The following is a 23965-nucleotide window of genomic DNA, read 5'->3' as shown; positions in this document are numbered from 1 at the left end:
AAACGAATTCATAGTAGCATTGGTTATAAAACTCCTCAAGCAATAGAAGATCTAGCTAAAAAGGTAGCTTAGATTTAACTTTTTTGTGTCCAAAATATTGACTCAAATCCAAAATATGTAATTTAAGTTAGTTATTGTTAAATGTTTTTGTTTATAAATTTACTATCAAATTGTTGGAATTTGTGTCATTCACTAAATAAACTTACGAGTTGTATTGTTTTTAGAGCAAAGGAGGTCTCTGTAGTTGATAGAAAAAACATTATTGTTAGGTGAACCTCTTACAATAATTAGATTTGAAATATTAGATATGATACAAAAAGCAAATAGACAGACAAGCTCTGTTTTGGAAGCATTTAATGAACTGAATGAACATGAATATGAAAATAAAACTTTAGCAATGAATGATGTCAATTTAAATTTGGTGTTTATCTATAATAATAACCTTTTTGTAAAAGTTTATAATAAAAAGGAAGTAAAGGTCTTTAAGAATTTAATATTTAATGACTTAAATGAAGATAAACAATATATTATGTTCATAGATAATATGAACAATGATTATCTAGCATTAATTAAGAAAATATCGCGAAGTTTACAGTTGAAATTTAAACAGAATAATATTAAAGTTAATAGAATTCAATCGCTAGAAGATCAGATTATAGGTGATTCTCTAAAAACTAGTTTAGTAATAGAGGGAGAATTTGGTTATGGGAGAACTAGATAAGAGAAGCAAAAACTAAGAATAAAAGGGCATAATATGCTATTTTTATTCTTAGTTTTTTATTTGTATGTATATAAAATGAATACAAAACGATTTTGATAAAAAAAACAACGATTATGAATCAGAATAGAAAGTATTAAAACGATTCTGATGAAAAAAATCAATTTTATGATTTGATTTACAGAAAATTCAATTCTTAATGTATTATAGGGATCAAGAGGTGATTACAAATGGAAAATGAATTACATAAAACGATCTCAATAACTGAAAAAGTATCACATAGAGTTCTGCATATGTTAATAAAAAATGAAGATATTAGTAGAGTTGAATATCTAAAATGCAAGTTAGCGATCGAAGTTTTCTTTCTTAATGTTTCTAAAATCTCACTGATCTATCTCATAGCATTATGTTTGAAAATTTTAGTTCCTGTTATTATTTTTCATATTTCTTTTATGATAATTAGAACATATGCATATGGTGCTCATGCTAAGACTAGCTTTCAATGCACACTATTAAGTTGTTTTCAATTAGTTGGAATTCCATACTTAATAGTAGAGGGGGGGCAAGTAACAAAATTAACATTAATCACCTTAGTAATTTTAAATTTTTTAATTCTGTATAAATATGGTCCTACAGGTACAAAAAAGAATCCGATTACAAACATGGATAAAATCAGAAATTTGAAAATGAAAGCATTGAAGATGAATTTGTTCATACTAGTTGTTGTAGTATTATCATCATCTTTATTAATTGCTAATTTAATTGCGATAGGAAGCTTTACGGCATGTGTCATGTTATTGCCAACAACATATAAATTATTGACTGGAGATTACGTATAATTATATAAAATGGAGGGGTAGTATGTTAAGGGACTATCTAATTAAATTATGTTTAAAATTTGGAGGTTTAAATATTAATCAGTGTTGTATAGGGATTGGATATGAACCAGAATTACCAAAAGAGTTAATAGATTAAAAAAATGTAGTGAAATGGCGGGAGGAATATTTAGAATGAAAAGAATGTTATTTAGAATATGTTTAAAATTTGGAGGTTTAAATATTAATCAATGTTGTATAGGGATTGGGTATGAACCAGAATTACCAAAAGAATTTTTATAGAGTTAAAGAAATTTAAATGTTATAATATGGTTATTCTACAATTTAAGGGGAATAGCTATGGTAACAATGCTAGTTGTGTTTTTACAATATACTTGTGTGATTATGAATTCGAAGATAATTACAGAAATATATTGTATGTCTATGAAAGAATTATTTCTTACTATTACTTGTGGTTTGTTAGTTGGAATATCTTATCTAGTTTTAAATATATATGCGTCAATTTTAATGGTCATTTCCGTATTTTTAATTCAATACTATTTTAAAAGAAATATAGTTGAAACTGCTATAGTTGCTTCATATGCAATAATAATTTTTATTTTAAGTGATCATTTAGCTACGACAATAGAAAGTTTTTACACCATTATTAATTTTGATATTAGTCAGTATACAATTCTTATACATATAGCTATGACATATGTGATTGCGATACTAATATGTAAATTAGTGCTATATATTAAAAAATACTTTAAACAGAAAAATCCGAATGATTCAAAGGTAGGGATTTTTGTTGGAATAATGGGAGTACTGACTGTATTTGCTTATTATACTTGTATATATTTAGGTAATCATTTAGGTAATAGTATAGAACTAATTAAATTAAACTTTGTATTCTTTATTTTGTATTTATTGATATCGCTGACTATTTTTTACGTATACTCTGAATCGTTGAAGAAAACATATGATGCGCAACAAAAAGTAATGGAATATGAAAATATGCAACATTATACGAATGAAATAGAAAAGCAATATACAGAGATGCGAAAATTTAGGCATGATTATCAAAATATTTTATCTTCTTTAGACAGTTTCATTGATGAAGATGATTACGATGGACTTAAAACTTATTATATAGAAAAGATAAGAACGGCTTCAGAACATATAAATAGTAATAATTTTAAATTGGAAAATTTAAGAAGGATTAAAGTGAAAGAAATAAAAAGTGTTCTTTCAGCAAAACTAATTAAGGCTCAAGAATTAAATATTGATGCAACATTCGAAGCAAATGAGGATATTGACCATATACCGGTAGATTCAGTAATTCTAGTTAGAGCAATAGGTATATTAATGGATAATGCAATTGATGAACTTAAATATTTAGGCTACGGAAATTTATGGGTTGGTATGATAAAGGACAAAAGTTCATTAATGGTGATTATACAAAATACTTGTAGAGAAGATGTTCCGAGAGTTCACAAGCTTAAAGAACAAGGTTTTTCAACCAAAGGGGAAAATAGAGGACTTGGGTTAAGTAATTTATCAGAGTTGATTCAACAGTGTCCAAATGTAGTTTCAGAGACAATTATTAAGAATAGGAATTTTGTACAAAAGTTAGTTATTACCTTGGAGGGATAAAAATATGTTATCAGTGTTTATATGTGAAGATGATATAGCACAACGAGAAAGAATTGAAACGTATATCAAAAATTATATTATAATAGAAGATTTAGATATGGAATTAGTACTTTCGACTCAAAATCCATTTGAGATACTTGAGTACTTAAAGAGTCATTCTAAAACAACTGGTTTGTACTTTTTAGATGTTGATTTACAAGCTGAAATTTCAGGACTGGAATTAGCTGCTGAAATTAGAGATTTAGATGATCTTGGCAAGATTGTCTTTGTAACAACGCACGGTGAGCTATCTTTTTTAACATTCACTTATAAAATCGAAGCTATGGATTATATTATTAAAGATAGGCCAGAAGAGATACAGAGAAAAGTCCAGGATTGCGTAAAAATAGCTCATAAAAGATATTTGAGTGATAAAAATCCTAAAAAAGAAATTTTTAAGGTGAAAATTGGTGATAAAGTTCGATCTATTTATTACTCGGATATTATGTTTTTTGAATCTTCTGCTGTTCCACACAAAATAATTCTACATTTAGAAAATTCTCAATTAGAGTTTTATGGCTCAATGAAAGAAGTTGAAAAAATAAGTGATTGTTTTTACAGATGTCACAAGTCTTATGTAATAAATAAGAATAATATTCAGTTAGTTGATAAAAAAAAGAGAGAGGTAAAAATGGTAAATGAAGAAACTTGTCTAGTCTCTGTGAGGGCGTTAAAGGGATTAGATTGAAGTGGAGAACGAAAGTTAGGATAAGAAAAAGAAATCTTTGAATCTTTCAAGGCTTAAGTCACTCAAGAATGTTAGTTGAAGTATTGGATCAAATATTAATCAAAACGGCAAAAGAAATTTTGTGTGAGCAATGTCATGATTAGAAAGGAATTGGAAGTAATATTGAGGATAATCGATAATAATTAAAATTATAACATTCATTGTATTTTATATAAAAATATAATGAATGTTATTTTTGTATAAGAATAAAAAGAATGAAAATTATGGTAAAATAATACTGTCGTATAAAAGAGGGGGAAACATTGTATGAAAAAAGAGTGGCTTGCTAATGTAGATTTAACGAAAAAAATTGATTCAAAATCGAAGTACAATAAGAAACTTGAAAAATATCAAAGGCGTTTATTGGCATTACAACAGATTTTAAAAGAAGAAAAAGTAGCTGTTATTATGGTTATGGAAGGCTGGGATGCAGCAGGTAAGGGCGGAGCAATTAAGCGAGTGACTGAACATCTTGATCCGCGTGGATTTCAAGTAAAGCCTATTGCAGCACCTGCTCCTCATGAAAAACGATATCATTATTTGCAACGATTTTGGCGGAAAATTCCTCAGTATGGATTTTGATCGTTCTTGGTACGGTCGTGTTTTAGTTGAGCGTGTAGAAGGGGTTGCCACACAGGAAGAGTGGGCAAGAGCATATGATGAAATCAATGGCTTTGAGAAATTATTAACGGATGATCATTATATCATTGGAAAATTCTTTTATCATATTAGTAAAGACGAACAGTTGAAGCGATTTAAGGAGAGAGAGAATAATCCTCTTAAAAGATGGAAAATTACAGATGAAGATTGGCGTAATCGTGAAAAGTGGGATGAGTATGTGGAAGCAACGGAAGAAATGTTTGAAAAAACAGATCAACCGAATGCAAAGTGGCATATTATCGCTAGTAATAATAAATTATATGCACGTGTGAAAACATTGAAAGTAATGATTTCATTAATTGAGGATTATTTTTTAGAACATGGTATAGAACTACCTTCTTATTACTATGAAATAAAAGCGGAAAAGCAAGAGGAATTGGAAATTGTGCAGGATACAAGTGTGAAATAGGACGGAAAAATTTTGTCATGATAAAGTGAAACTTTAATCAGTGGGGGTTTTCTTCATCCCCCACTGATTATGAGCCCTCACCAATCGGGCTGTTACGGGCAGCCCTACTCCCACCTATCTTCCTTGTTTCTCTCTGCATCTTGAGGTGGGAGTCTTACTGCCCGTTAATGCGGGATAAAAGATGTGCGTAAAACATGAAAATGTTTTTTATACCTATATAGAGATTATTCTTGTGGGAACGATAGAATTATGCTAAAATTTATGTAACTTTAAATGAACGGAGGGGTCTCCTTTGATTTTTATCAGATTACGTCTCAATACTTTGTGCCGATAATTGAATAGCGCTCAAAGGCTCTGTTTGTGTACGGAGTGAACGGGATTGGTCTGCCTATTTTAAAGGAACCCTTTATAAAACGCATATGTGAAAAAGAGGGAGGGGCGAATACGCCCTCTTTTTGTTTTACCTTTATAAATAGAATGATTGGATATATGTATGCATATTGGATACGTATATCGTTTGGGGATTTTGGCGCATGGAATTTAGAAGAAGCACGATGTTCTTCTATTTGTCGTGTATCCTTGTCCGTTTATGAAAACGCAGGCAGTGGCCTGTGTTTTTTAGTTTGCGTAATCGAAATGGAGGAACATGTATGGAAGAATTTGTACAAAGAGCAATATTAGTTGGTGTAAATTTAGGGAATGAAAGCGATTTTCAATATTCAATGGAGGAATTAGCAAATCTCGCAGAAGCATGTGATGTGGAAGTTGTCGGGCAAGTTACACAAAATTTACAACGTGTAAATCCTTCTCATTATATTGGAACAGGAAAGATTGAAGAAGTAGCAGCCTATGTGAAGGAAGTGGATGCGAATATTGTTATTTTCAATGATGAGCTATCCCCTTCGCAAATTCGAAATTTAGAAGAAGATTTAGACTGTAAAGTGATCGATCGTACGATTTTAATTTTAGATATTTTTGCCCAGCGTGCGAAAACGAAAGAAGCACAGTTACAAGTAGAAGTAGCTCATCTTCAATATATGATGCCCCGTTTAATCGGCCTTCGTGAATCACTCGGAAGACAAAGCGGCGGTGTTGGTACGAAAAATAAAGGTGTCGGTGAGAAAAAGTTGGAATTAGATCGTCGAAAAATTGAAGAGCAAATTTCAGCGTTAAATAAAGAATTAGAAGCACTTGTTGCACAGCGCAAAACACAGCGAAAACAACGAAAGAAAAAGGAAATTCCGGTTGTAGCGTTAGTAGGATATACAAACGCAGGGAAATCTACGATGATGAATGCGATGCTTGAAATCTTTAATGGAACTGTAGAGAAGCAAGTATTTGAAAAGGATATGTTATTTGCGACGTTAGAAACATCTGTCCGAAATATTGAGCTTCCGGATAATAAATCATTTTTATTAACAGATACAGTTGGATTTGTAAGTAAGTTACCACACCATCTTGTAAAGGCATTTCGTTCAACGTTAGAAGAAGTGGCGGAAGCAGACTTACTCATTCATGTTGTCGATTATTCGAATCCAAATTATGAGCAATTAATTGAAATTACGAATCAAACATTAAAACAAATTGGAGTTGAAAACATTCCGACAATTTATGCATATAATAAATCAGATATGATGGATGTGGAAATTCCAAAAACGAAGGAAGATCGTGTTTATTTATCTGCGAAGAAACAAATTGGCCTGGAAGAATTAGTCGAAATGATTCGTTCACACATTTATACAGAATATACAAAGTGTGAAATGTTAATCCCGTATGATCAAGGGCAAATTGTTTCTTATTTCAATGAGTATGCACATGTTATATGTACGAGTTATGAAAATGAAGGTACGAAACTTTCGCTGGAATGCAAAATAAGTGATTTTGAGAAATATAAGCGTTTTGTCATTTGAAATAAAGTGAAACTTTAATCAGTGGGGGGGTTCTTCATCCCCCACTGATTATTAGTTGAACCAATCGGACTGTTACTGCCCGTTAATGCGGGATAAAATATATTGAATGTATTTCAAATATTCACTTATACTAAAAGTAATATGAATAAAACGGAAAGAACGGAAGGGTGACCCAATTACATGAAGTACTAATCCTATTTACGAAAGCAAACAATTGAAGGCTATTTTTAACAGACCATTACGCTGTTATTTGTGATGCCTTCAATTTGTGTTTTTCAGAATAGGATGGACTTCTATAGTTGGACCAAAGAGAATATGGTTTTCTCTTTTTGTGTACACCTATATATGATTTATGCCTCCTATTCTGAATGGATATAGGGGGCATTTTTTGTCTCCTAAATGAGATAAGAGGAGATGTTACTATGTTTTTATTAGAAGCTAATCGTATAAAGTACTATATACAAGATCGCTTGTTACTTGATATAGATCAATTGCAAATTCATCAAAACGCTCGAATTGGGTTAGTTGGTAGAAATGGAAGCGGAAAAACAACGTTATTTCAAATATTAGCTAAAGAAATTGTCCCGGAAGAAGGGAGTGTTGTTCAGCGTGTGAGGTGCGAACTTTTACCTCAGATGAAGCGAACAGATACAACAAAGAGCGGTGGTGAAGTGACGCAAGAATATATTCAGAAAGCCGTTTTGAAAGATCCGGAGCTTTTACTTGCTGATGAACCAACGACAAACCTTGATACAGAGCATATCGAATGGTTGGAGAAGAAACTTGGAAATTGGCAAGGGGCATTTATTATCATTTCACATGACCGCGCGTTTTTAGATGCTCTTTGCACAAAGATATGGGAATTGGATGAAGGGAAAATAAAAGAGTATACAGGTAACTATAGCGATTATGTAAAACAAAAAGAAATAGAGCGTCAACAAGAACAACTAGCCTATGAAAAATACGAAAAAAAGAAAAAGCAATTGGAAGAAGCAGTAAAGCTAAAAGAGAAAAAGGCGGAAAGGGCAACAAAGGCTCCAAAGAAGGAAGGGAAATTAGAACCGAAAATTACAAAGCCATACTTTGCAAAAAAACAAAAGAAGTTACAAAAAACAGTAGCCGCTATGAAAACAAGGTTAGAAAAACTTGAAAAGGTAGAAAAAGTAAAAGAGCTTCCGCTGCTTAAGATGAACTTACCGAATGCGGAAACGTTTAAAAATGGGATTATTTTGCGCGTGAATGATGGAATAGGTAAAGTTGGGAAACGCGTGCTATGGAAAAAAGCAAGCTTTCATATTCGAGGTGGTGATAAATTAGCAATTATCGGGGCGAATGGGAGCGGAAAAACAACACTTGTAAAACAAATTATGAATCAAGAGTATGGGGTTAGATTTTCTCCTGCTGTAAAAGTTGGCTATTTTAGTCAAAATTTAAACATATTAGATCCGGAAAAATCAATTATCGAAAATGTCCAGTCTTCTTCCAAACAGAATGAAACACTGATTCGAACAGTTCTTGCAAGAATGCATTTCTTTAGAGATGACGTCTATAAGTTTGTAAGGGTATTAAGTGGTGGTGAACGAGTGAAAGTGGCATTAACAAAGCTGTTTTTAAGTGATATAAATACTTTAATTTTAGATGAACCGACGAACTTTCTTGATATGACCGCTGTTGAAGCATTGGAATCCCTTCTAAAAGAATATGAGGGAAGTGTCATCTTTGTTTCACATGATCGCCGCTTTATTGAAAATATCGCTACACGAATTTTAACAATTCATAATCAAAAGATTGAACTGTTTGAAGGAACTTATCAACAATATAAACTAGCTCAAGTACAACAAGCTCAAGATCATAAAAAGGACACACGTCTTTTATTGGAAACGAAATTATCAGAAGTGCTAAGCCGGTTAAGTATTGAACCGTCCGAGGAGTTAGAAAGGGAATTTCAAAAACTATTACAAGAAAAACGAGAGTTGGATGCGGCTGAATAAGTGAAACATATATTCAAACATAAAAGTACATCACGATTCTGAAGTGATGTACTTTTTATAAGTAAAAGGATAGAGGGAAAGTTATATATGCCAAATCCCCCGGTTTCTACAATGTTTAATACTTGTTTTGTAGCTATGTTTTTTTTCATCGCTTTCATCCTCCCCTTTATTTTTGATTGAGTATAAAAGAAGATAAAGAAAATTTCTATAATTAAATCCAATAAAGTTCATGTGAAAAATATGTTTTTTGGAAAGTTGTATTGTTGGAAAAAGAGATAAAACCAGTATAGAATAGAAATGTTTCAAAAGTCAGAAGTGATGATACCCGCATGAAAATATATTTTGTAAGGAGGGTGAAATTCAAATATGCAGGCAATTTCAAAAGAAAATGCAGTGACGACGCCAACGATATATCGCATTTTATTTGCAATTAGTTTCGGCCATTTTTTAAATGATTCTATGCAAGCTGTTGTGCCGGCATTGTTTCCAATTTTAGAAAAAACAATGAATTTATCTTATATGCAAGTCGGATGGATTGCGTTTGCACTAAATATGACGTCATCTGTTATGCAACCGGTGTTTGGGATGTATTCAGATAAGAAACCATCACCATTTTTGCTACCGCTCGGTATGTTCGCAAGCATGCTTGGGATGATTGGACTTGCATTTGCACCAAATTTTATTATTGTTATTATTTCTGTTTTATTTATCGGATTAGGTTCAGCAGTCTTTCATCCAGAAGGAGCCCGCGTTGCGTATATGGCATCTGGTACGAAGCGTGGATTAGCACAAGCGATTTATCAAGTAGGGGGGAATACTGGGAATTCACTTGCCCCCATTTTTACAGCATTAATTTTCGTTCCTCTTGGTCAAAAAGGTTCGCTTGGGTTTACGGCTTTTGCAGCAGTAGGGATTCTATTATTAATGTATGTGTCAAAGTGGTATAAAAATGAATTGGTAAGCGGCGCTGTAAAAAGAAAGAAACGAGCTGCACTTGAGGCTGAAAATGCAATTGTAAGTACGCATATTAAATTTGTTATCGTTCTCCTTATCTTTTTAACTTTTGTTCGTTCGTGGTATGGAGCTGGTATTGGAAACTTTTATCAATTTTATTTGATTGAGCATTATGGTTTATCGATAAAGAATGCGCAATATTTTGTATTTGCTTTTATGATTGCTGGCGTACTGGGAACATTTTTGGGAGGACCGCTCGCAGATCGATTTGGTAAGAAAAATATTATTGTATTCTCCATGCTCGGTTCTGCGCCGCTTGCACTTTTATTACCGCACGTTTCTCTTTTATGGGTTGTGCCGTTATTTTTATGTATCGGTTTCATTAGTTCCAGTAGCTTTAGTGTGATTGTTGTATATGCACAAGAACTTGTGCCAGGGAAAGTAGGGATGGTATCAGGACTAATTGTCGGTCTTGCGTTTGGTCTTGGAGCGCTAGGTGCTGTCATTCTTGGGAAATTAGCTGATATATATAGTCTACAGTTTATTATGGTATTATGTAGTTGTTTACCATTAATTGGACTTACTTCCTGGTTACTGCCGAGTGATAAAAAATCCGTATAGAATAGGGGATGCGCTATGAAACTATGCAAAAATGTTACAGAATTAATAGGGGATACGCCTGTCGTGCGATTATCTAAGTTTGTTCCGAAAGATGCGGCGGATGTATATGTAAAGTTAGAAATGTTTAACCCATCTCGCAGTGTGAAAGATCGTGCGGCTTATCATTTAATTCATGTTGCAGAGGAGCAAGGTCTTATTCAGCCAGGAGATACAATTATTGAACCGACAAGTGGGAATACGGGAATTGGTTTAGCGATGAATGCAGCCGCGAAAGGATATAAAGCGATTTTAATTATGCCGGATAATATGTCAAAAGAACGAATTAATCTGTTAAAAGCATATGGTGCAGAAGTTGTTTTGACACCGGCAGAACAAAGAATGCCAGGTGCAATTGCAAAAGCGATAGAACTACAAAAACAAATACCGAATAGCTTTATCCCACAGCAATTTGAAAATCCAGCAAACCCAAATATTCATCGCTATACAACAGCACTTGAAATTTATGAACAAATGGATGGGAAGTTAGATGCTTTTGTAGCGACTGCTGGAACAGGTGGAACAATGACAGGGACTGGGGAAACGTTGAAAGAGAAACTACCTAATTTATATATTGCAGTAGTTGAACCGAAAGGATCGCCTGTTTTATCTGGTGGTGTACCAGGTCCTCATAAACTAGTTGGAACAAGTCCGGGATTTATTCCAAAAAACTTAAATACAGAAATATATAACGAAATTATTCAAATTGCAGATGAAGAAGCGCTAAGTACGATGAGAAATTTAGCAAAACAAGAAGGATTATTAGTAGGGCCATCTTCAGGGGCTTCCGTGTATGCTGCAATTATGATTGCGAAGCGATTAGGTGTGGGTAAGAAGGTATTGTGTATTGCACCTGATACAGGTGAACGGTATTTAAGTATGGGATTGTTTGAATAACATATTGTGAGAGCACGCAAAGTAGAAAAATAAGAGATGTAACAATTTATACAGTTACATCTCTTATTTTTATTTTATAAATTTTCCTAGTAGCGGTAATCGTTGAATACGATTACCGAGAATGCGCGAAGCAAGTCCGCTTGTTAATACAAATAAAAGATAGACGAATCCGCCGGCTACGCCGCATATGATTACGATAAGTAATGATTCAATGTAAGGTTGTCCAGGTATGAACCATCCGATCATCGCTTTTAATGCTATGACAATAGCGGACATTGCACTAGAATAAATAAGAATAAGACATACTGTTTTTACAGTCTCTTTTATATCAAACTTTGCAAATTTAACGATACAGTATAACATAATGGCATCTGAAACGAGATACCCGAGAATGGTTCCAAGTACAGCGCCATGGCCACCTAATACATATAGAAGAGGAGTGTTGATAATCAGTTTTACAAGAATGCCCACTGAGAAAGCAATCATTGTTTTTCGTTGATAATCAATTCCTTGTAAAATAGCTGCTGAAACGGTAAAAATCGCGCTTAATACAGCTGATGGTGCATAGGAAATTAAGTATTGTGAACCACCTACTGCGATATCGTGGCTCACGTAAACCATGCGGAATGCATCATAAGCAATACTAGCTAGGCCGAATGCCGCTGGAATGGTGAAAAATAATAATACTTGGAATATCTTTGTAATTTGTTCTTGTAATTCTTCTCGTTTTCCACTTGTAAATGATTTTGTTATAGCTGGAATAATTGTTAATGAAAATCCAGTTGCAAGGGAAGCTGGAATCATAATTAATTTTTGAGCATAGTTCGTTATATAAGCGAAAACAGCATTTGCTGTTTTTAATGGTTCGCCAAGGGCTCTTAAAGCGTCAGCAACTGTGTATTGATCGACTAATGTATAAAGCGGAATAGCGATGCCGACAAATACAATGGGAATTGCATAACGAAGTAATTCCATATAGATATTTTTTAATGGAAGAGTAGATGCCCTTGATTTAAGCTCACCTTTAGGTGGTTTTAGGTGATTGTATTTTTTCCAATACATGATTAAAATCGAAACGCTAGCAATCGCTCCGACCGCAGCGCCGAATGTAGCGACTGCTACAGAAGAAGCGACAGAGCCACCTAGTAACTTTGTAACAACGAAACTACCAGCTAAAATGAAAACAACACGTGCAATTTGTTCTACAACTTGTGATACGGCGCTTGGTTTCATATGCTGGAAGCCTTGAAAATAACCGCGTGTAACACTCATTGCTGGTACAATAATAAGCGCAAAGCTGAGCGCCCGCATTGTAAGTGTTACGTCAGCAATAAACTTTGGATCGGGCGCTTTTGAACGGATGATAAATTGTGATATGTAAGGCGCACCGATAAATAAAATGAAAAAACCAGCAAATCCCATCAATAGCATCAATTTTACACTGGAGTTATAGAGTTTTTTACTTGTACTATAATCACCTAGTGCATTATATTTTGCGACAAATTTTGATACGGCAATTGGAATGCCGGCTGTTGAAAAACTAAGTAAGATACCGTACCAAGAATATGCATATCCATATAAAGCAACCCCTTGTGTACCAACTAATAATTGAAAGGGGAAGAAATAGATAAATCCTAAAATACGTGAAATCATTGTGGCCCCGCTTAATAAAGCAGTTCCTTTTAACACTTTTGAAGTAGACAAAACATTTTCCTCCCACTTTTGCTCTCATGCAACCATCTATATTACTATAAACCCGTCACAGTATTTAATAAAGTATAAATCTCACTGTTGGAATATGATTCATAGAAAATTCATATTTTGAATTTTCGCAACAAAAAGTAGATAGATTATACATAAAAATTCAGAAAAAATTAGTTGACACTATTTTGAATATATGATAAAAATGATATTAATCAATTCGGAAACATCATATTTGGGCAATGAAAGGTTATAGTAGTGAAAATCTTCCTATTTCAGAGAGCTGATGGTTGGTGTGAATCAGTATATAGATTATTCATGAAGTTCGTCCTGGAGCATCTTTCATAAATCTCACATTGTGAGGAAATGAAAGACGGTAGTGAATACCGTTATTAAATAAAGTGGTGAAGAGTTTTTTCACAACTAGGGTGGTACCGCGATATATATCGTCCCTACGTATTTACGTAGGGGCGTTTTTTATTTAAGGTTCACTGTCGTTGTGTCTTCATAACTAGGGTGGTACCGCGATATTTTAATCGTCCCTACGCAAATGCGTAGGGATGTTTTTTATTTAAAGAGGAGGAGATTCTACTAGAAATAGCTAATGTTAGAACGCAATGAATAAAGAGAAACAGAGAGGAGATTACAATATGAATTCACAGCAATGGACATCGAAATTAGGTTTCGTATTAGCTGCTGCAGGTTCAGCAATTGGCCTTGGGGCAATTTGGAAGTTCCCTTATATGGCCGGAATTGGAGGCGGCGGAGCATTCTTTCTTATTTTTATCGGTTTTACATTATTAATTGGTTTACCGCTCTTATTAGCTGAATTTGTAATTGGGAGGAGTACACAAAAAGAAGCCGTTGATGCATATAGACAAATTGCTCCTAAAACATTATGGCCATGGTTAGGTAAATTAGGTGTTGTAACATGTTTCATATTACTTTCATTCTATAGTGTAGTAGGCGGTTGGATTTTATTATATTTATGGAATGCAGTTACAGGAAGGTTATGGGAAGGAAATGGCGCATATGAAGCAACATTTGGTGAAATCATTTCCAATTCTTATTTAGCAGTTGGCTCACAGTTATTATTTATTCTTATGACCATTTTCATTGTAAGCAAAGGTGTACAAAACGGTGTGGAAAAAGTAAATAAATATTTTATGCCTGCGCTCTTTGTTTTATTCTTTATATTAATTATTCGTGCTCTTACATTAGAGGGAGCTGGAAAAGGAGTTCGTTTCTTCCTGCAACCAGATTTCTCAAATGTGACATCGGAAGTTATTTTATATGCAATGGGCCAATCGTTCTTTTCATTATCTGTTGGTGTAGCAGTAATGGTAACGTATAGTTCATACTTACCGAAGGAAGAAAGTCTACCGCGTTCGGCATTTTCAATTGTAGGATTAACACTTATTATTACATTGCTTGCAGGACTTGCTATTTTCCCAGTTGTATTCGCATTTGGAATGGAACCGTCCCAAGGACCAGGATTATTATTTATCGTATTACCTGCCATTTTCAGTAAAATGGTGTTCGGAAAAGTATTCTTCGTTCTTTTCTTATTACTATTCTTCTTTGCAACAGTTACGTCAGCCATTTCTATGTTAGAAATTAGCGTTGCATCTTTAACAGCAAAAGGAAATGGAAGACGGGAAAAGTTTGCAATCATTGTAGGATTATTGATTTTTGTAGTAGGTATTCCATCGGCATTATCATACGGTGTATTAAGTGATGTTAAAGTTTTTGGAAAGACAGTTTTCGATTTAGCAGACTTTTCAGTAAGTAATGTACTCATGCCGCTTGGTGTATTGTTAGTTTCTATATTCGTTCCATTAAAAATGAAGAAAGATGTATTAATGAGAGAGCTTGGTGTAAGTAAACATAAAGGATATACATTATTCATAATATGGTTATTCTTACTTCGTTATATTGCACCAATTGCTATTATTATTGTATTTTTAAATGTAATTGGAGTGATTTAAAAAAGGTCCTAGCGGAATATTCTGCTAGGGCTTTTTCGTCATCAAATCATTTTGTTTGTAATTTGTTTATTGTGATTGCTATGTTAACAGGCTAAACAATTGGTATGTTCGTGAGTTCATAAGCTTATAAGTTCCAAATCATAAGAGGCAAATATATAAAGATGCAAGAAGGAAAAAAATATCATATAATGAGACCATAAATGGTATATTGGAGGTGTTTTTATGGTGATTATGATACAATTGCCGGACACTGCAGCGTCTCATGCAAAGCCAAGTATGGAAATGGCGATACTTTGCGTGAGGTAGACAATGTATATACAATCGCCAAATTGAGCTCGTATATTTTTGTATTTGGCTTTGCCCTTATTGAAATGAATCATACGAAATAAGGGGCGAGCAAACATGGGATACGTAAAAGCGACAGCTGTTTTACCAGAAAGTTTAATTGCAGAAATTCAAAAATATGTACAGGGTGAAACAATTTACATTCCAAAACAAGAAACTGAACATTATAAATGGGGGACACGATCTGGGGGAAGAAAACAAATCGATATGCGAAATCGAAAGATAAAAGAAGCTTTTGAAAACGGAATTTCTATCTATCAATTAGCAGAAGAATATTTTCTTTCTGTAGAAACAATAAAAAAAATTGTGTATTCCAAATCATAGTAAAAAGCACTGATTATTCTTTTGAAATAATCAGTGCTTTTTTATGTATAGTTTGTTTATGAATTATTTTTGGTATTTTATAAAAGAAAGGTATTATATACAATAAAAACAGATTGATAATTTGTATGGAGTGATAACGATGGAAGCATTTATTAGAAGTGATCAATATAATTTTATAAAATCACAAACTCATATTCTTGTGCATGGACATGCAACAGCAAACGATAGAGGGGTCATTACGGCTTTGAAATCCCTTGCAATTGAAAAAGTATTACACGCCTTTGAAAATTTAAATAGTGAACAGAAAGAATTAGTTGAAACAATTTTGACAGTTGAAAATAGAGAAGATGCGGAAGCATTTTTGCTTAAATTGAATCCGTATGTTATACCATTTCAAGAAGTTACCCCACAAGCATTAAAAAAATTATTTCCTAAAGTGAAAAAATTAAAGCTTCCTGAAATGGAAGAAGTAAACATGAAAGAAATGTCATATTTAGGTTGGACTGATAAGGGAACGGGAAAAAGGTTTATTATAGCAAAAAAGAATAATAAATTAGTTGGCGTTCATGGGACGTTTCAAAGTACAAATAAAAAAGGGATTTGTGCACTATGTCATGGGCATGAAGAGGTAGGTATGTTTTTAGTTGAAATAAAAGGAGATGTACCAGGAACGTTTGTTAAAAAGGGAAATTATATTTGTCAAGATAGTATAGCGTGTAATCAAAATATGACTTCTTTAGATAAATTACATGATTTTATTGAGAGACTTAAGAAATAAAGGACGATTTTTTCGTCCTTTTATTATTTCTTCTGCCAATTTGCTTTTATAAAATCTTCACGTCCAGACTCTTTTCGCTCCTGAGCATATTTTTCTGGATTTTTCTTGTAGAAATGCTGATGGTATTCTTCTGCTTCATAAAAAGGTGCAGCTGGGCGAATTTCTGTTACGATTGGATCGTTAAATATACCGCTAGTAGCAAGCGATTGTTTTGACTTCTCAGCGAGTTCTTTTTGGATTTCATTGTGATAGAAAATTGCTGTGCGATAAGATGGACCACGATCAAAAAATTGTCCGCCATCATCAGTTGGATCAATTTGCGACCAATATAAGTCTAGTAATTTTTGATAAGGAAAAATAGAAGGATCGAATGTAATTTGAACAACCTCTAAATGCCCGGATGTACCAGATTTTACTTGTTCATATGTTGGATTTGGAATATGTCCACCAGTATAGCCTGAAACAACTTTTTGAATACCCGGAAGTTCATCAAATGGTTTTACCATACACCAAAAGCAGCCACCGGCAAAGGTTGCGAGTTCGAATGCTTTCTTTGTCATGTTTATAATACCTCCTAAATAGATGGGTTTATTAAGTATTATATAAAATATTTTATTATGCAATAAAAAAGATTAAGAAATATCTAATAAAATACATTCTAGTTCTATTTTTAAAAATAAATTTTTGGAAAATATATTGACAATGAAAAAGAGAAAGTTCTATAATACGTATAATAACTTGAAAGTGAATTCTGAATTTTCTAACTTTATTATATTTTATATGCGAAGAAGAGGAAAGTAGATGATGATGAGTGTTTCAGAGAGCTGCCCCGTGGCTGTGAGGGCGGTAACAAGCAAATCATTGAAAATCACCTTGGAGCATTGCTTGCGAAAGGGAAACTGAGTAGAGAGCGACGGGCTCGTCTCCGATAAATGGACGAAGGTCTGATAGGACCTACTGAGCTTATATTTCGTGAGGAGTATAAGGAAGCTGAGTGGTACCGCGAAACTCTCGCCTCAGCAATCAAATCTACTAGTGAGTAGAGATTGATTGCTGAGGCGAGAGTTTTTATTTAAAAAATACAGGAATGTGAAGAAGAGGAAAGTAGATGATGATGATGAGTGTTTCAGAGAGCTACCCCGTGGCTGTAAGGGTGGTACAAATCTATCGATTGAAAATCACCTCAGAGCACTACTCACGAAAGGAAACGAGTAGAGAGTAGCGGAGTTGTTTCCGATAGCAGAACAAAAGTCTATATTTGGACTTATTGAGCTTATATTTCGCAAGGAGTATAAGGAAGCTGAGTGGTACCGCGATTCCCTCGTCTCAGCAATGGGTTGCTACAAGTTGTAAAAAATCGATTGCTGAGACGAGTATATTTTTATGGATAATATACAGAATGTTTAGTCTTTGTGTATTCTTCTCAGCAATCGATTTAAAGATAGATTGCATAAAGAGATCAAAAAGAGGAGCGATGTAAGATGAAAAAGCAGTATATCTATATGAATGGGGAATTAGTAGAGAAGGAAAAGGCTGTTGTTTCGGTATATGATCATGGATTTTTATATGGAGACGGTGTATTTGAAGGAATTCGTAGTTACGGTGGAAATGTCTTTTGTTTAAAAGAGCATGTAAAGCGGTTATATGAATCTGCAAAATCTATTTTGCTCATGATTCCAATGACAGCGGAAGAAATGGAAAAAGCTGTTTTACAGACGTTACAAAAAAATGGATACGCCGATGCATATATTCGACTAATTGTTTCAAGAGGAAAGGGAGATTTAGGGCTGGATCCAAGAAGCTGCGAAAAGCCAAGCGTTATCATTATTGCAGAACAATTGAAATTATTTCCCCAAGAATTTTATGATAATGGTCTGAGCGTCGTATCGGTTGCATCTCGCCGGAATATGCCAGATGCATTAGATCCACGTATTAAGTCAATGAATTATTTAAATAACGTACTAGTGAAAATTGAAGCAGCACAATCGGGTGCACTAGAAGCGCTTATGTTAAATCAACAAGGATATGTTTGTGAAGGGTCAGGAGACAATGTTTTTGTAGTGAAAGATGGAAAAGTAGTAACACCGCCTTCTTACTTAGGGGCATTGGAAGGAGTTACTCGCAATAGCGTGATTGAACTTTGTGACAAATTGGGACTTCCATGTGAAGAAAGACCGTTTACCCGCCACGATGTATATGTAGCTGATGAAGTATTTTTAACAGGAACTGCGGCTGAATTAATTCCAGTTGTAAAAGTTGATGCAAGAGAAATTGGAGATGGAAAGCCTGGAGAGGTAACGAAACAATTAACCGAAGCGTTTAAACGATTAACGAGAGAACGAGGAGTACGTGTTCCAGGACTAGCGGAGAGTTTGGCATAGAAGATAGGAAAGGAGTTAAGAAAATGTAAGCCCGGCATACAGTTTGTAAGACAGAGAAGTTGGAATAAGGGAAAGTGAACGGTGCAAGTCATGTTATTCAATGCTTGAAAAAATTAGGTGTAACAACCGTATTTAGTTATCCGGGAGGAGCTATTTTACCAGTGTATGATGCGCTTTATGGAAGCGGCTTAAAACATATTTTAACGCGTCATGAACAGGCGGCGATTCACGGAGCAGAAGGATATGCAAGAGCTTCTGGAGAGGTGGTGGTAGTATTTGCTACCTCCGGCCCAGGAGCACCAAACTTAGTAACCGGTTTAGCTGACGCTTATATGGATTCGATTCCACTTGTTGTGATTACTGGACAAGTAGCTAAGTCTCTCCTGGGGAAAGACGGATTTCAAGAGGTGGGACGAATGAATTATACTTTTTCAATGGTTGTAAATAATGATCCAGGGGTTTTATTACGCGTCAGTGGTATATTTGCTCGGCGTGGTTACAATATTTCTTCTTTAGATTTAAAGGAAAGTGCTCCAAGAAATATTTCTCATATGAAAGTAACAGCTATTTGTACTGAAAATGAAGCACATGTATTAGTGGGTCAATTAAAAAAGTTAATAGATGTTTTGCAAGTAAATATATGATAAAGAGAGTATGTCGATTTCATGTATGCAGGCGGATTGACAAACATGCGTCATTCTATTTCAAACATAGCAGAATTTGGCGATTATGTAACAGGATCACGAATTGTAACAGATGAAATGAAGAAAGAAATGAAATGTGTTCTTACCGAAATTCAGCAAGGAGAATTTAGGGGAAAAGGGTTGTTAGAAAATCAAACTGGACGTAAGGCGTATCATACGATGAAAAAGGAAGAGCAACATCATCAGCTAGAAAAGATAAGAGCAGAACTTCGTGAAAGGATGTCTTGGATTCAGCCGCTAGAAACAAAAAATTAGTAAAAAATAAACAGCAGAGCAAAAATGTACGTGGAAAGGACTTGAAAATATGAGAAGTGACATGATTAAAAAAGGTTTTGATAAAGCGCCGCATCGCAGTTTATTAAAAGCAACCGGGCTCAAAGATGAAGACTTTCATAAACCGTTTGTAGCGATTTGTAATTCTTTTATTGAAATTATTCCTGGGCATAAACATTTAAATGAATTTGGTCGTCTTGTAAAGGAAGCTGTACGTGCGGCAGGAATGGTTCCATTTGAATTTAATACAATTGGAGTCGATGACGGGATCGCAATGGGACATATCGGCATGCGCTATTCACTTCCAAGCCGTGAGATTATTGCTGATTCAGTGGAAACAGTAGTCAATGCACATTGGTTTGATGGCATGATTTGTATTCCGAACTGTGACAAAATTACACCTGGCATGATGATGGCTGCGATGCGGATTAATATTCCAACGGTTTTTGTTTCAGGAGGACCAATGGCAGCAGGAAAGACATCAAAAGGAGAGGTTGTTGACTTAAGTTCTGTTTTTGAAGGCGTAGGCGCTTATCAATCTGGAAAAATTTCAGAGGAAGAATTAAAAGATATTGAAGATCACAGCTGTCCATCTTGTGGTTCTTGTTCGGGTATGTTTACAGCAAATTCGATGAACTGTCTATGTGAAGTATTAGGATTAGCCCTCCCGGGAAATGGAAGCATCTTAGCGACAGACTCGCGCCGAGAACAGTTAATTCAACAAGCAGCGGAGAGTTTAAAAATTTTAATTGAGCGTGATATTAAACCGAGAGATATCATCATAGAAGAAGCCATTGATGACGCGTTTGCACTTGACATGGCAATGGGAGGATCCACAAATACAGTATTACATACGTTAGCAATTGCTCAAGAAGCAGGATTAGACTATGACATGAACCGGATTGATGCAGTTTCAAGGAAAGTTCCTCATTTATGTAAAGTAAGCCCAGCCTCAAATTGGCATATGGAAGATATCGATCGTGCGGGTGGTATGAGTGCCATTTTAAAAGAATTAAGTAGAAAAGAAGGAGTACTGCACTTAGATCGTATAACAGTTACAGGGAAAACGTTAAGAGAAAATATTGCTGATGCTGAAATTCAGGATAAAGAAGTCATTCATTCTCTTGAAAACCCTCATAGCAAAGAGGGTGGGTTACGTATATTAAAAGGAAACCTCGCAAAAGATGGCGCTGTTATTAAAAGTGGTGCGACAGAAGTAAAACGCTTTGAAGGCCCGTGTGTTATTTTTAATTCACAAGATGAAGCACTTGCGGGGATTATGCTTGGTAAAGTAAAAAAAGGAGATGTTGTAGTTATTCGTTATGAAGGGCCAAGAGGGGGGCCTGGTATGCCAGAAATGTTAGCTCCAACATCAGCAATTGCTGGTATGGGACTAGGAGCTGACGTAGCACTTTTAACAGATGGCCGTTTTTCAGGGGCATCACGAGGTATTTCTGTCGGGCATATTTCTCCAGAAGCTGCTGCGGGCGGGGAAATTGCACTTCTTCAACAAGGAGATATCGTTTGTATTGATGTAGAAGAGCGTTTACTAGAAGTGAAAGTGAGCGATGAGGAATTAGCGAAACGCCGAAAAGAATGGAAAAGACCAAAGCCGAAAGTAAAAACAGGATGGCTTGGCCGTTATGCCCAGATGGTTACATCAGCAAATACTGGGGCAGTACTGAAAATAAAAAACTTTGATTGAATGATAGAAAAAAGAGATAAGGAATGATAGGAAATGGTGCATAAGGTAAAGGAGAGAGTAAAAATTGAAGATATCCTGATGGCTCATAATTGTTTAAAGGATATTATCAATAAAACACAGCTTCAACGAGATTCAGTGTTATCTGAGAAATATGAATGTGAAGTATATGTGAAAAGAGAAGATTTACAAGTGATCCGCTCCTTTAAAATTCGCGGTGCTTACAATTTAATTCAGAGCTTATCAAAAGAGGAGTTGCAAAACGGAGTTGTGTGCGCAAGTGCTGGCAATCATGCACAAGGCGTTGCGTATACGTGTAATTTATTGAAGATTTCGGCAAAAATTTTTATGCCAATGACAACGCCGAAGCAGAAAGTATCGCAAGTCAAATTTTTCGGTGGTGATGTGGCAGACATTATGTTAGTTGGTGATACATTTGATAGTTCCTTTCAAGAAGCGCAGCGCTATTGTGAAGAAAATGGCATGACATTTGTACATCCTTTCGATGATCCACACGTAATTGCCGGTCAAGGAACAGTGGCAGTCGAGATTTTACATGATACGGAAAAAACGATTGATTATGTATTTACAGCAATTGGCGGTGGGGGTCTCGCTTCTGGCATCGGTACATATGTAAAGGGAGTGAGTCCAAATACAAAAGTAATCGGTGTGGAACCTAAAGGAGCAGCGTCGATGAAAGAAGCTTTTTTACAAAATGAAAATGTAACGCTAGAAATGATTGATAGTTTTGTAGATGGTGCAGCGGTAAAGAAAGTAGGAAAGCTAACCTTTGAGACTTGTAAAGATGTGTTAGATGATATTGTCCTAGTTCCTGAAGGGAAAATTTGTACAACGATTTTAGAATTGTATAAGAAGAATGCAATTGTTGCAGAACCTGCCGGAGCTCTCTCGATTGCAGCGCTTGATTTTTATAAAGATGAAATAAAAGGAAAAACAGTCGTTTGTGTGTTAAGCGGTGGAAATAATGATATTGATCGAATGCAAGAAATGAAAGAACGCTCTCTTATTTACGAAGGGGTAAAACATTATTTTATTATTGAATTTCCGCAGCGATCAGGGGCGTTGCGAGAGTTCCTTGATAAAGGATTAGGACCAGAGAATGATATTACTCGTTTTGAGTATATTAAGAAGCATAATAAAGAAAATGGTCCTGCACTTGTCGGTGTAGAGTTAAAACATAAAGAAGATTATGAGCCACTTATTGCTCGTTTTAAGGAAAATCATATTCAATTTCTGGAACTGAACAAAAATCCTGTTTTGTTTGATTTGTTAACTTAATAAATAAAGAGAAAGAGAGCGAAAATGGTAAGCTCTCTTTCTTATTTTTACCTTTGTTATTTATGCTAGTTGAATTGTTTAATGAAAATTCGTAATATTAAATCGTTACGTAAGTAATAGGGAATACAAATTGAAAGCTTTTGGTCATGATTGTGAGTGTTTTATCGCTTCATATTAGAAGACTTCACCTGAAAGGTTAAAAAATAAAGTCTTAGAGAGAGGAAGAAAGAATGGTTATATTGGGAGCAATTGTAAATGGAATATGTATTATAATCGGCACATTATTAGGGAAAGTATTAAGTAATATTCCTGAAAGTATGAAAGGAACCGTCATGCATGCGATTGGTTTAGCAGTTACTGTACTAGGATTACAAATGGGAATGAAAAGCGAAAACTTTCTCATTGTTATTTTAAGCCTTGTAATAGGGGCGGTAGTTGGGGAGTGGCTTTGCTTAGAAGAAAAGCTACAAGAGTTAGGGAATTGGTTAGAAAAGAAAGTTGGTTCCAAAGGAGAAGGAAGTATATCTGTAGGTTTTGTTACAGCTACGCTAATCTTTGCCATTGGGGCAATGGGGGTACTAGGCGCATTAGATAGCGGAATTCGCGGAAACCATAATGTCCTCTATACAAAAGCGATTATAGATGGGTTTATTTCCCTTATTTTAACAACAACACTTGGAATTGGTGTATTATTTTCGGCTGTGCCAGTTATTTTATATGAAGGTGGAATCGCTCTATTTGCAACGCAAATTAATCGTTTTGTACCCGATCAATTAATGAATCAATTTATTATAGAAATGACAGCAACGGGTGGGGCTATGATCTTTGCAATTGGACTGAATTTACTCGGATTCATTAAAATAAAAGTTGCAAATTTATTACCTGGAATACTGGTCGTTGGAATGATTGTTTCTATTATATATGGATATAATTTATTTTTATTAAAATAGAGCCTGTGATACAAGGGGTGTAAAAAATGGCCTTTTGTCACAGGCTTTTCCTTTTTATTTGTTATAGCATACACTCACAACACGAAA

At 34.7% G+C, this 23965-nt stretch carries 21 protein-coding genes, 2 pseudogenes and 3 other annotated features; of the genes and pseudogenes, 21 read left to right on the top strand and 2 right to left on the bottom strand.

Annotated elements, in window-relative coordinates:
* The first annotated feature begins 244 nt into the window (after positions 1–244).
* The 11 genes and pseudogenes from MR063_RS10535 (at position 245) to cysK (ending at position 11433) form a co-directional block, all read left to right on the top strand.
* The gene (locus MR063_RS10535; RefSeq protein ID WP_242197377.1) at positions 245–721 is read left to right on the top strand and encodes a hypothetical protein; all 477 of its coding nucleotides are present in this window, start codon (positions 245–247) and stop codon (positions 719–721) included.
* Positions 722–948: 227 nt separating this feature from the next.
* Positions 949–1557 (top strand): accessory gene regulator B family protein, encoded by a 609-nt coding sequence (locus MR063_RS10530; protein WP_277927834.1) that lies wholly within the window; start codon positions 949–951, stop codon positions 1555–1557.
* A 22-nt stretch (positions 1558–1579) separates the two neighbouring features.
* Entirely contained in the window at positions 1580–1693 is a 114-nt protein-coding gene (locus MR063_RS22135) for a cyclic lactone autoinducer peptide (protein ID WP_087098417.1), read from the top strand.
* A gap of 14 nt (positions 1694–1707) precedes the next feature.
* Positions 1708–1836 (top strand): cyclic lactone autoinducer peptide, encoded by a 129-nt coding sequence (locus MR063_RS22130; protein WP_087098419.1) that lies wholly within the window; start codon positions 1708–1710, stop codon positions 1834–1836.
* A 141-nt stretch (positions 1837–1977) separates the two neighbouring features.
* Positions 1978–3189, top strand: coding sequence for a sensor histidine kinase (locus tag MR063_RS10525; protein WP_242197374.1), 1212 nt, complete (start codon positions 1978–1980; stop codon positions 3187–3189).
* Positions 3190–3193: 4 nt separating this feature from the next.
* Positions 3194–3916, top strand: coding sequence for a LytR/AlgR family response regulator transcription factor (locus MR063_RS10520; RefSeq protein ID WP_242197371.1), 723 nt, complete (start codon positions 3194–3196; stop codon positions 3914–3916).
* Positions 3917–4222: 306 nt separating this feature from the next.
* Positions 4223–5024 (top strand): annotated as a pseudogene (locus MR063_RS10515) (polyphosphate kinase 2 family protein).
* Positions 5025–5674: 650 nt separating this feature from the next.
* Positions 5675–6934: a GTPase HflX gene (gene hflX, locus MR063_RS10510; protein ID WP_242197368.1), complete on the top strand. Its 1260-nt coding sequence runs from the start codon at positions 5675–5677 to the stop codon at positions 6932–6934.
* Positions 6935–7356: 422 nt separating this feature from the next.
* Complete coding sequence (locus tag MR063_RS10505; protein ID WP_242197365.1) at positions 7357–8925, top strand: Vga family ABC-F type ribosomal protection protein; 1569 nt, start codon at positions 7357–7359, stop codon at positions 8923–8925.
* A 366-nt stretch (positions 8926–9291) separates the two neighbouring features.
* The gene (locus MR063_RS10500; protein ID WP_242197362.1) at positions 9292–10500 is read left to right on the top strand and encodes an MFS transporter; all 1209 of its coding nucleotides are present in this window, start codon (positions 9292–9294) and stop codon (positions 10498–10500) included.
* Between the two features lie 15 nt (positions 10501–10515).
* Entirely contained in the window at positions 10516–11433 is a 918-nt protein-coding gene (gene cysK, locus MR063_RS10495) for a cysteine synthase A (protein WP_242197359.1), read from the top strand.
* A gap of 69 nt (positions 11434–11502) precedes the next feature.
* On the opposite strand, the gene MR063_RS10490 is transcribed toward cysK, so the two are convergent.
* Entirely contained in the window at positions 11503–13137 is a 1635-nt protein-coding gene (locus tag MR063_RS10490) for a putative polysaccharide biosynthesis protein (protein WP_242197356.1), read from the bottom strand.
* Positions 13138–13367: 230 nt separating this feature from the next.
* Positions 13368–13591, top strand: a binding site (T-box leader).
* A gap of 193 nt (positions 13592–13784) precedes the next feature.
* Here MR063_RS10490 and MR063_RS10485 point away from each other — a divergent pair.
* The 4 genes from MR063_RS10485 (at position 13785) to MR063_RS10470 (ending at position 16569) form a co-directional block, all read left to right on the top strand.
* Complete coding sequence (locus MR063_RS10485; protein WP_242197352.1) at positions 13785–15122, top strand: sodium-dependent transporter; 1338 nt, start codon at positions 13785–13787, stop codon at positions 15120–15122.
* Positions 15123–15322: 200 nt separating this feature from the next.
* The gene (locus tag MR063_RS10480; RefSeq protein ID WP_242145780.1) at positions 15323–15511 is read left to right on the top strand and encodes a hypothetical protein; all 189 of its coding nucleotides are present in this window, start codon (positions 15323–15325) and stop codon (positions 15509–15511) included.
* Positions 15512–15524: 13 nt separating this feature from the next.
* Positions 15525–15791, top strand: coding sequence for a CD3324 family protein (locus MR063_RS10475; RefSeq protein ID WP_242145781.1), 267 nt, complete (start codon positions 15525–15527; stop codon positions 15789–15791).
* Positions 15792–15930: 139 nt separating this feature from the next.
* Complete coding sequence (locus MR063_RS10470) at positions 15931–16569, top strand: FusB/FusC family EF-G-binding protein (protein ID WP_242145782.1); 639 nt, start codon at positions 15931–15933, stop codon at positions 16567–16569.
* A 23-nt stretch (positions 16570–16592) separates the two neighbouring features.
* Here the strand turns inward: MR063_RS10470 and msrA are convergent, their stop codons facing one another.
* Positions 16593–17129, bottom strand: coding sequence for a peptide-methionine (S)-S-oxide reductase MsrA (msrA, locus tag MR063_RS10465; RefSeq protein ID WP_242197349.1), 537 nt, complete (start codon positions 17127–17129; stop codon positions 16593–16595).
* A gap of 216 nt (positions 17130–17345) precedes the next feature.
* Positions 17346–17591, top strand: a binding site (T-box leader).
* Positions 17592–17652: 61 nt separating this feature from the next.
* Positions 17653–17901 (top strand) — a binding site (T-box leader).
* A gap of 149 nt (positions 17902–18050) precedes the next feature.
* Between msrA and ilvE the strand changes: the two genes are divergently transcribed.
* The 6 genes and pseudogenes from ilvE (at position 18051) to MR063_RS10430 (ending at position 23878) form a co-directional block, all read left to right on the top strand.
* Positions 18051–18950 carry a branched-chain-amino-acid transaminase gene (gene ilvE, locus MR063_RS10460; RefSeq protein WP_242197346.1) on the top strand — a complete coding sequence of 300 codons (900 nt, stop codon included), beginning with the start codon at positions 18051–18053 and terminating at the stop codon, positions 18948–18950.
* Positions 18951–19024: 74 nt separating this feature from the next.
* The gene (locus MR063_RS22125) at positions 19025–19594 is read left to right on the top strand and encodes an ACT domain-containing protein (protein ID WP_396021830.1); all 570 of its coding nucleotides are present in this window, start codon (positions 19025–19027) and stop codon (positions 19592–19594) included.
* 12 nt (positions 19595–19606) lie between these two features.
* Positions 19607–19962: pseudogene (locus MR063_RS10445) on the top strand (hypothetical protein); the annotation flags it as partial.
* Positions 19959–21632: a dihydroxy-acid dehydratase gene (gene ilvD / locus MR063_RS10440; RefSeq protein WP_242197343.1), complete on the top strand. Its 1674-nt coding sequence runs from the start codon at positions 19959–19961 to the stop codon at positions 21630–21632. The pseudogene MR063_RS10445 and the gene ilvD, both read left to right, overlap by 4 nt.
* Before the next feature lie 33 nt (positions 21633–21665).
* Positions 21666–22928, top strand: coding sequence for a threonine ammonia-lyase IlvA (gene ilvA, locus MR063_RS10435; RefSeq protein ID WP_242197340.1), 1263 nt, complete (start codon positions 21666–21668; stop codon positions 22926–22928).
* Positions 22929–23158: 230 nt separating this feature from the next.
* Positions 23159–23878: a DUF554 domain-containing protein gene (locus MR063_RS10430; RefSeq protein WP_242197337.1), complete on the top strand. Its 720-nt coding sequence runs from the start codon at positions 23159–23161 to the stop codon at positions 23876–23878.
* Positions 23879–23965 lie beyond the last annotated feature (87 nt).

It is taken from the genome of Bacillus cereus group sp. BfR-BA-01492 (assembly GCF_022662815.1).
Lineage (GTDB): Bacteria > Bacillota > Bacilli > Bacillales > Bacillaceae_G > Bacillus_A > Bacillus_A cereus_BD.
Note: the sequence above shows the minus strand (reverse complement) of the source record. Positions and strands in the feature narration are given on the sequence as shown.

Coding starts and splice junctions, on each gene's coding strand:
- MR063_RS10530 (WP_277927834.1), top strand. CDS start 949: ATGGAAAATGAATTACATAAAACGATCTCAATAACTGAAAAAGTATCA.
- MR063_RS22135 (WP_087098417.1), top strand. CDS start 1,580: ATGTTAAGGGACTATCTAATTAAATTATGTTTAAAATTTGGAGGTTTA.
- MR063_RS22130 (WP_087098419.1), top strand. CDS start 1,708: ATGGCGGGAGGAATATTTAGAATGAAAAGAATGTTATTTAGAATATGT.
- MR063_RS10525 (WP_242197374.1), top strand. CDS start 1,978: ATGAAAGAATTATTTCTTACTATTACTTGTGGTTTGTTAGTTGGAATA.
- MR063_RS10520 (WP_242197371.1), top strand. CDS start 3,194: ATGTTATCAGTGTTTATATGTGAAGATGATATAGCACAACGAGAAAGA.
- hflX (WP_242197368.1), top strand. CDS start 5,675: ATGGAAGAATTTGTACAAAGAGCAATATTAGTTGGTGTAAATTTAGGG.
- MR063_RS10505 (WP_242197365.1), top strand. CDS start 7,357: ATGTTTTTATTAGAAGCTAATCGTATAAAGTACTATATACAAGATCGC.
- MR063_RS10500 (WP_242197362.1), top strand. CDS start 9,292: ATGCAGGCAATTTCAAAAGAAAATGCAGTGACGACGCCAACGATATAT.
- cysK (WP_242197359.1), top strand. CDS start 10,516: ATGAAACTATGCAAAAATGTTACAGAATTAATAGGGGATACGCCTGTC.
- MR063_RS10485 (WP_242197352.1), top strand. CDS start 13,785: ATGAATTCACAGCAATGGACATCGAAATTAGGTTTCGTATTAGCTGCT.
- MR063_RS10480 (WP_242145780.1), top strand. CDS start 15,323: ATGGTATATTGGAGGTGTTTTTATGGTGATTATGATACAATTGCCGGA.
- MR063_RS10475 (WP_242145781.1), top strand. CDS start 15,525: ATGGGATACGTAAAAGCGACAGCTGTTTTACCAGAAAGTTTAATTGCA.
- MR063_RS10470 (WP_242145782.1), top strand. CDS start 15,931: ATGGAAGCATTTATTAGAAGTGATCAATATAATTTTATAAAATCACAA.
- msrA (WP_242197349.1), bottom strand. CDS start 17,129: ATGACAAAGAAAGCATTCGAACTCGCAACCTTTGCCGGTGGCTGCTTT.
- ilvE (WP_242197346.1), top strand. CDS start 18,051: ATGAAAAAGCAGTATATCTATATGAATGGGGAATTAGTAGAGAAGGAA.
- ilvD (WP_242197343.1), top strand. CDS start 19,959: ATGAGAAGTGACATGATTAAAAAAGGTTTTGATAAAGCGCCGCATCGC.
- ilvA (WP_242197340.1), top strand. CDS start 21,666: ATGGTGCATAAGGTAAAGGAGAGAGTAAAAATTGAAGATATCCTGATG.
- MR063_RS10430 (WP_242197337.1), top strand. CDS start 23,159: ATGGTTATATTGGGAGCAATTGTAAATGGAATATGTATTATAATCGGC.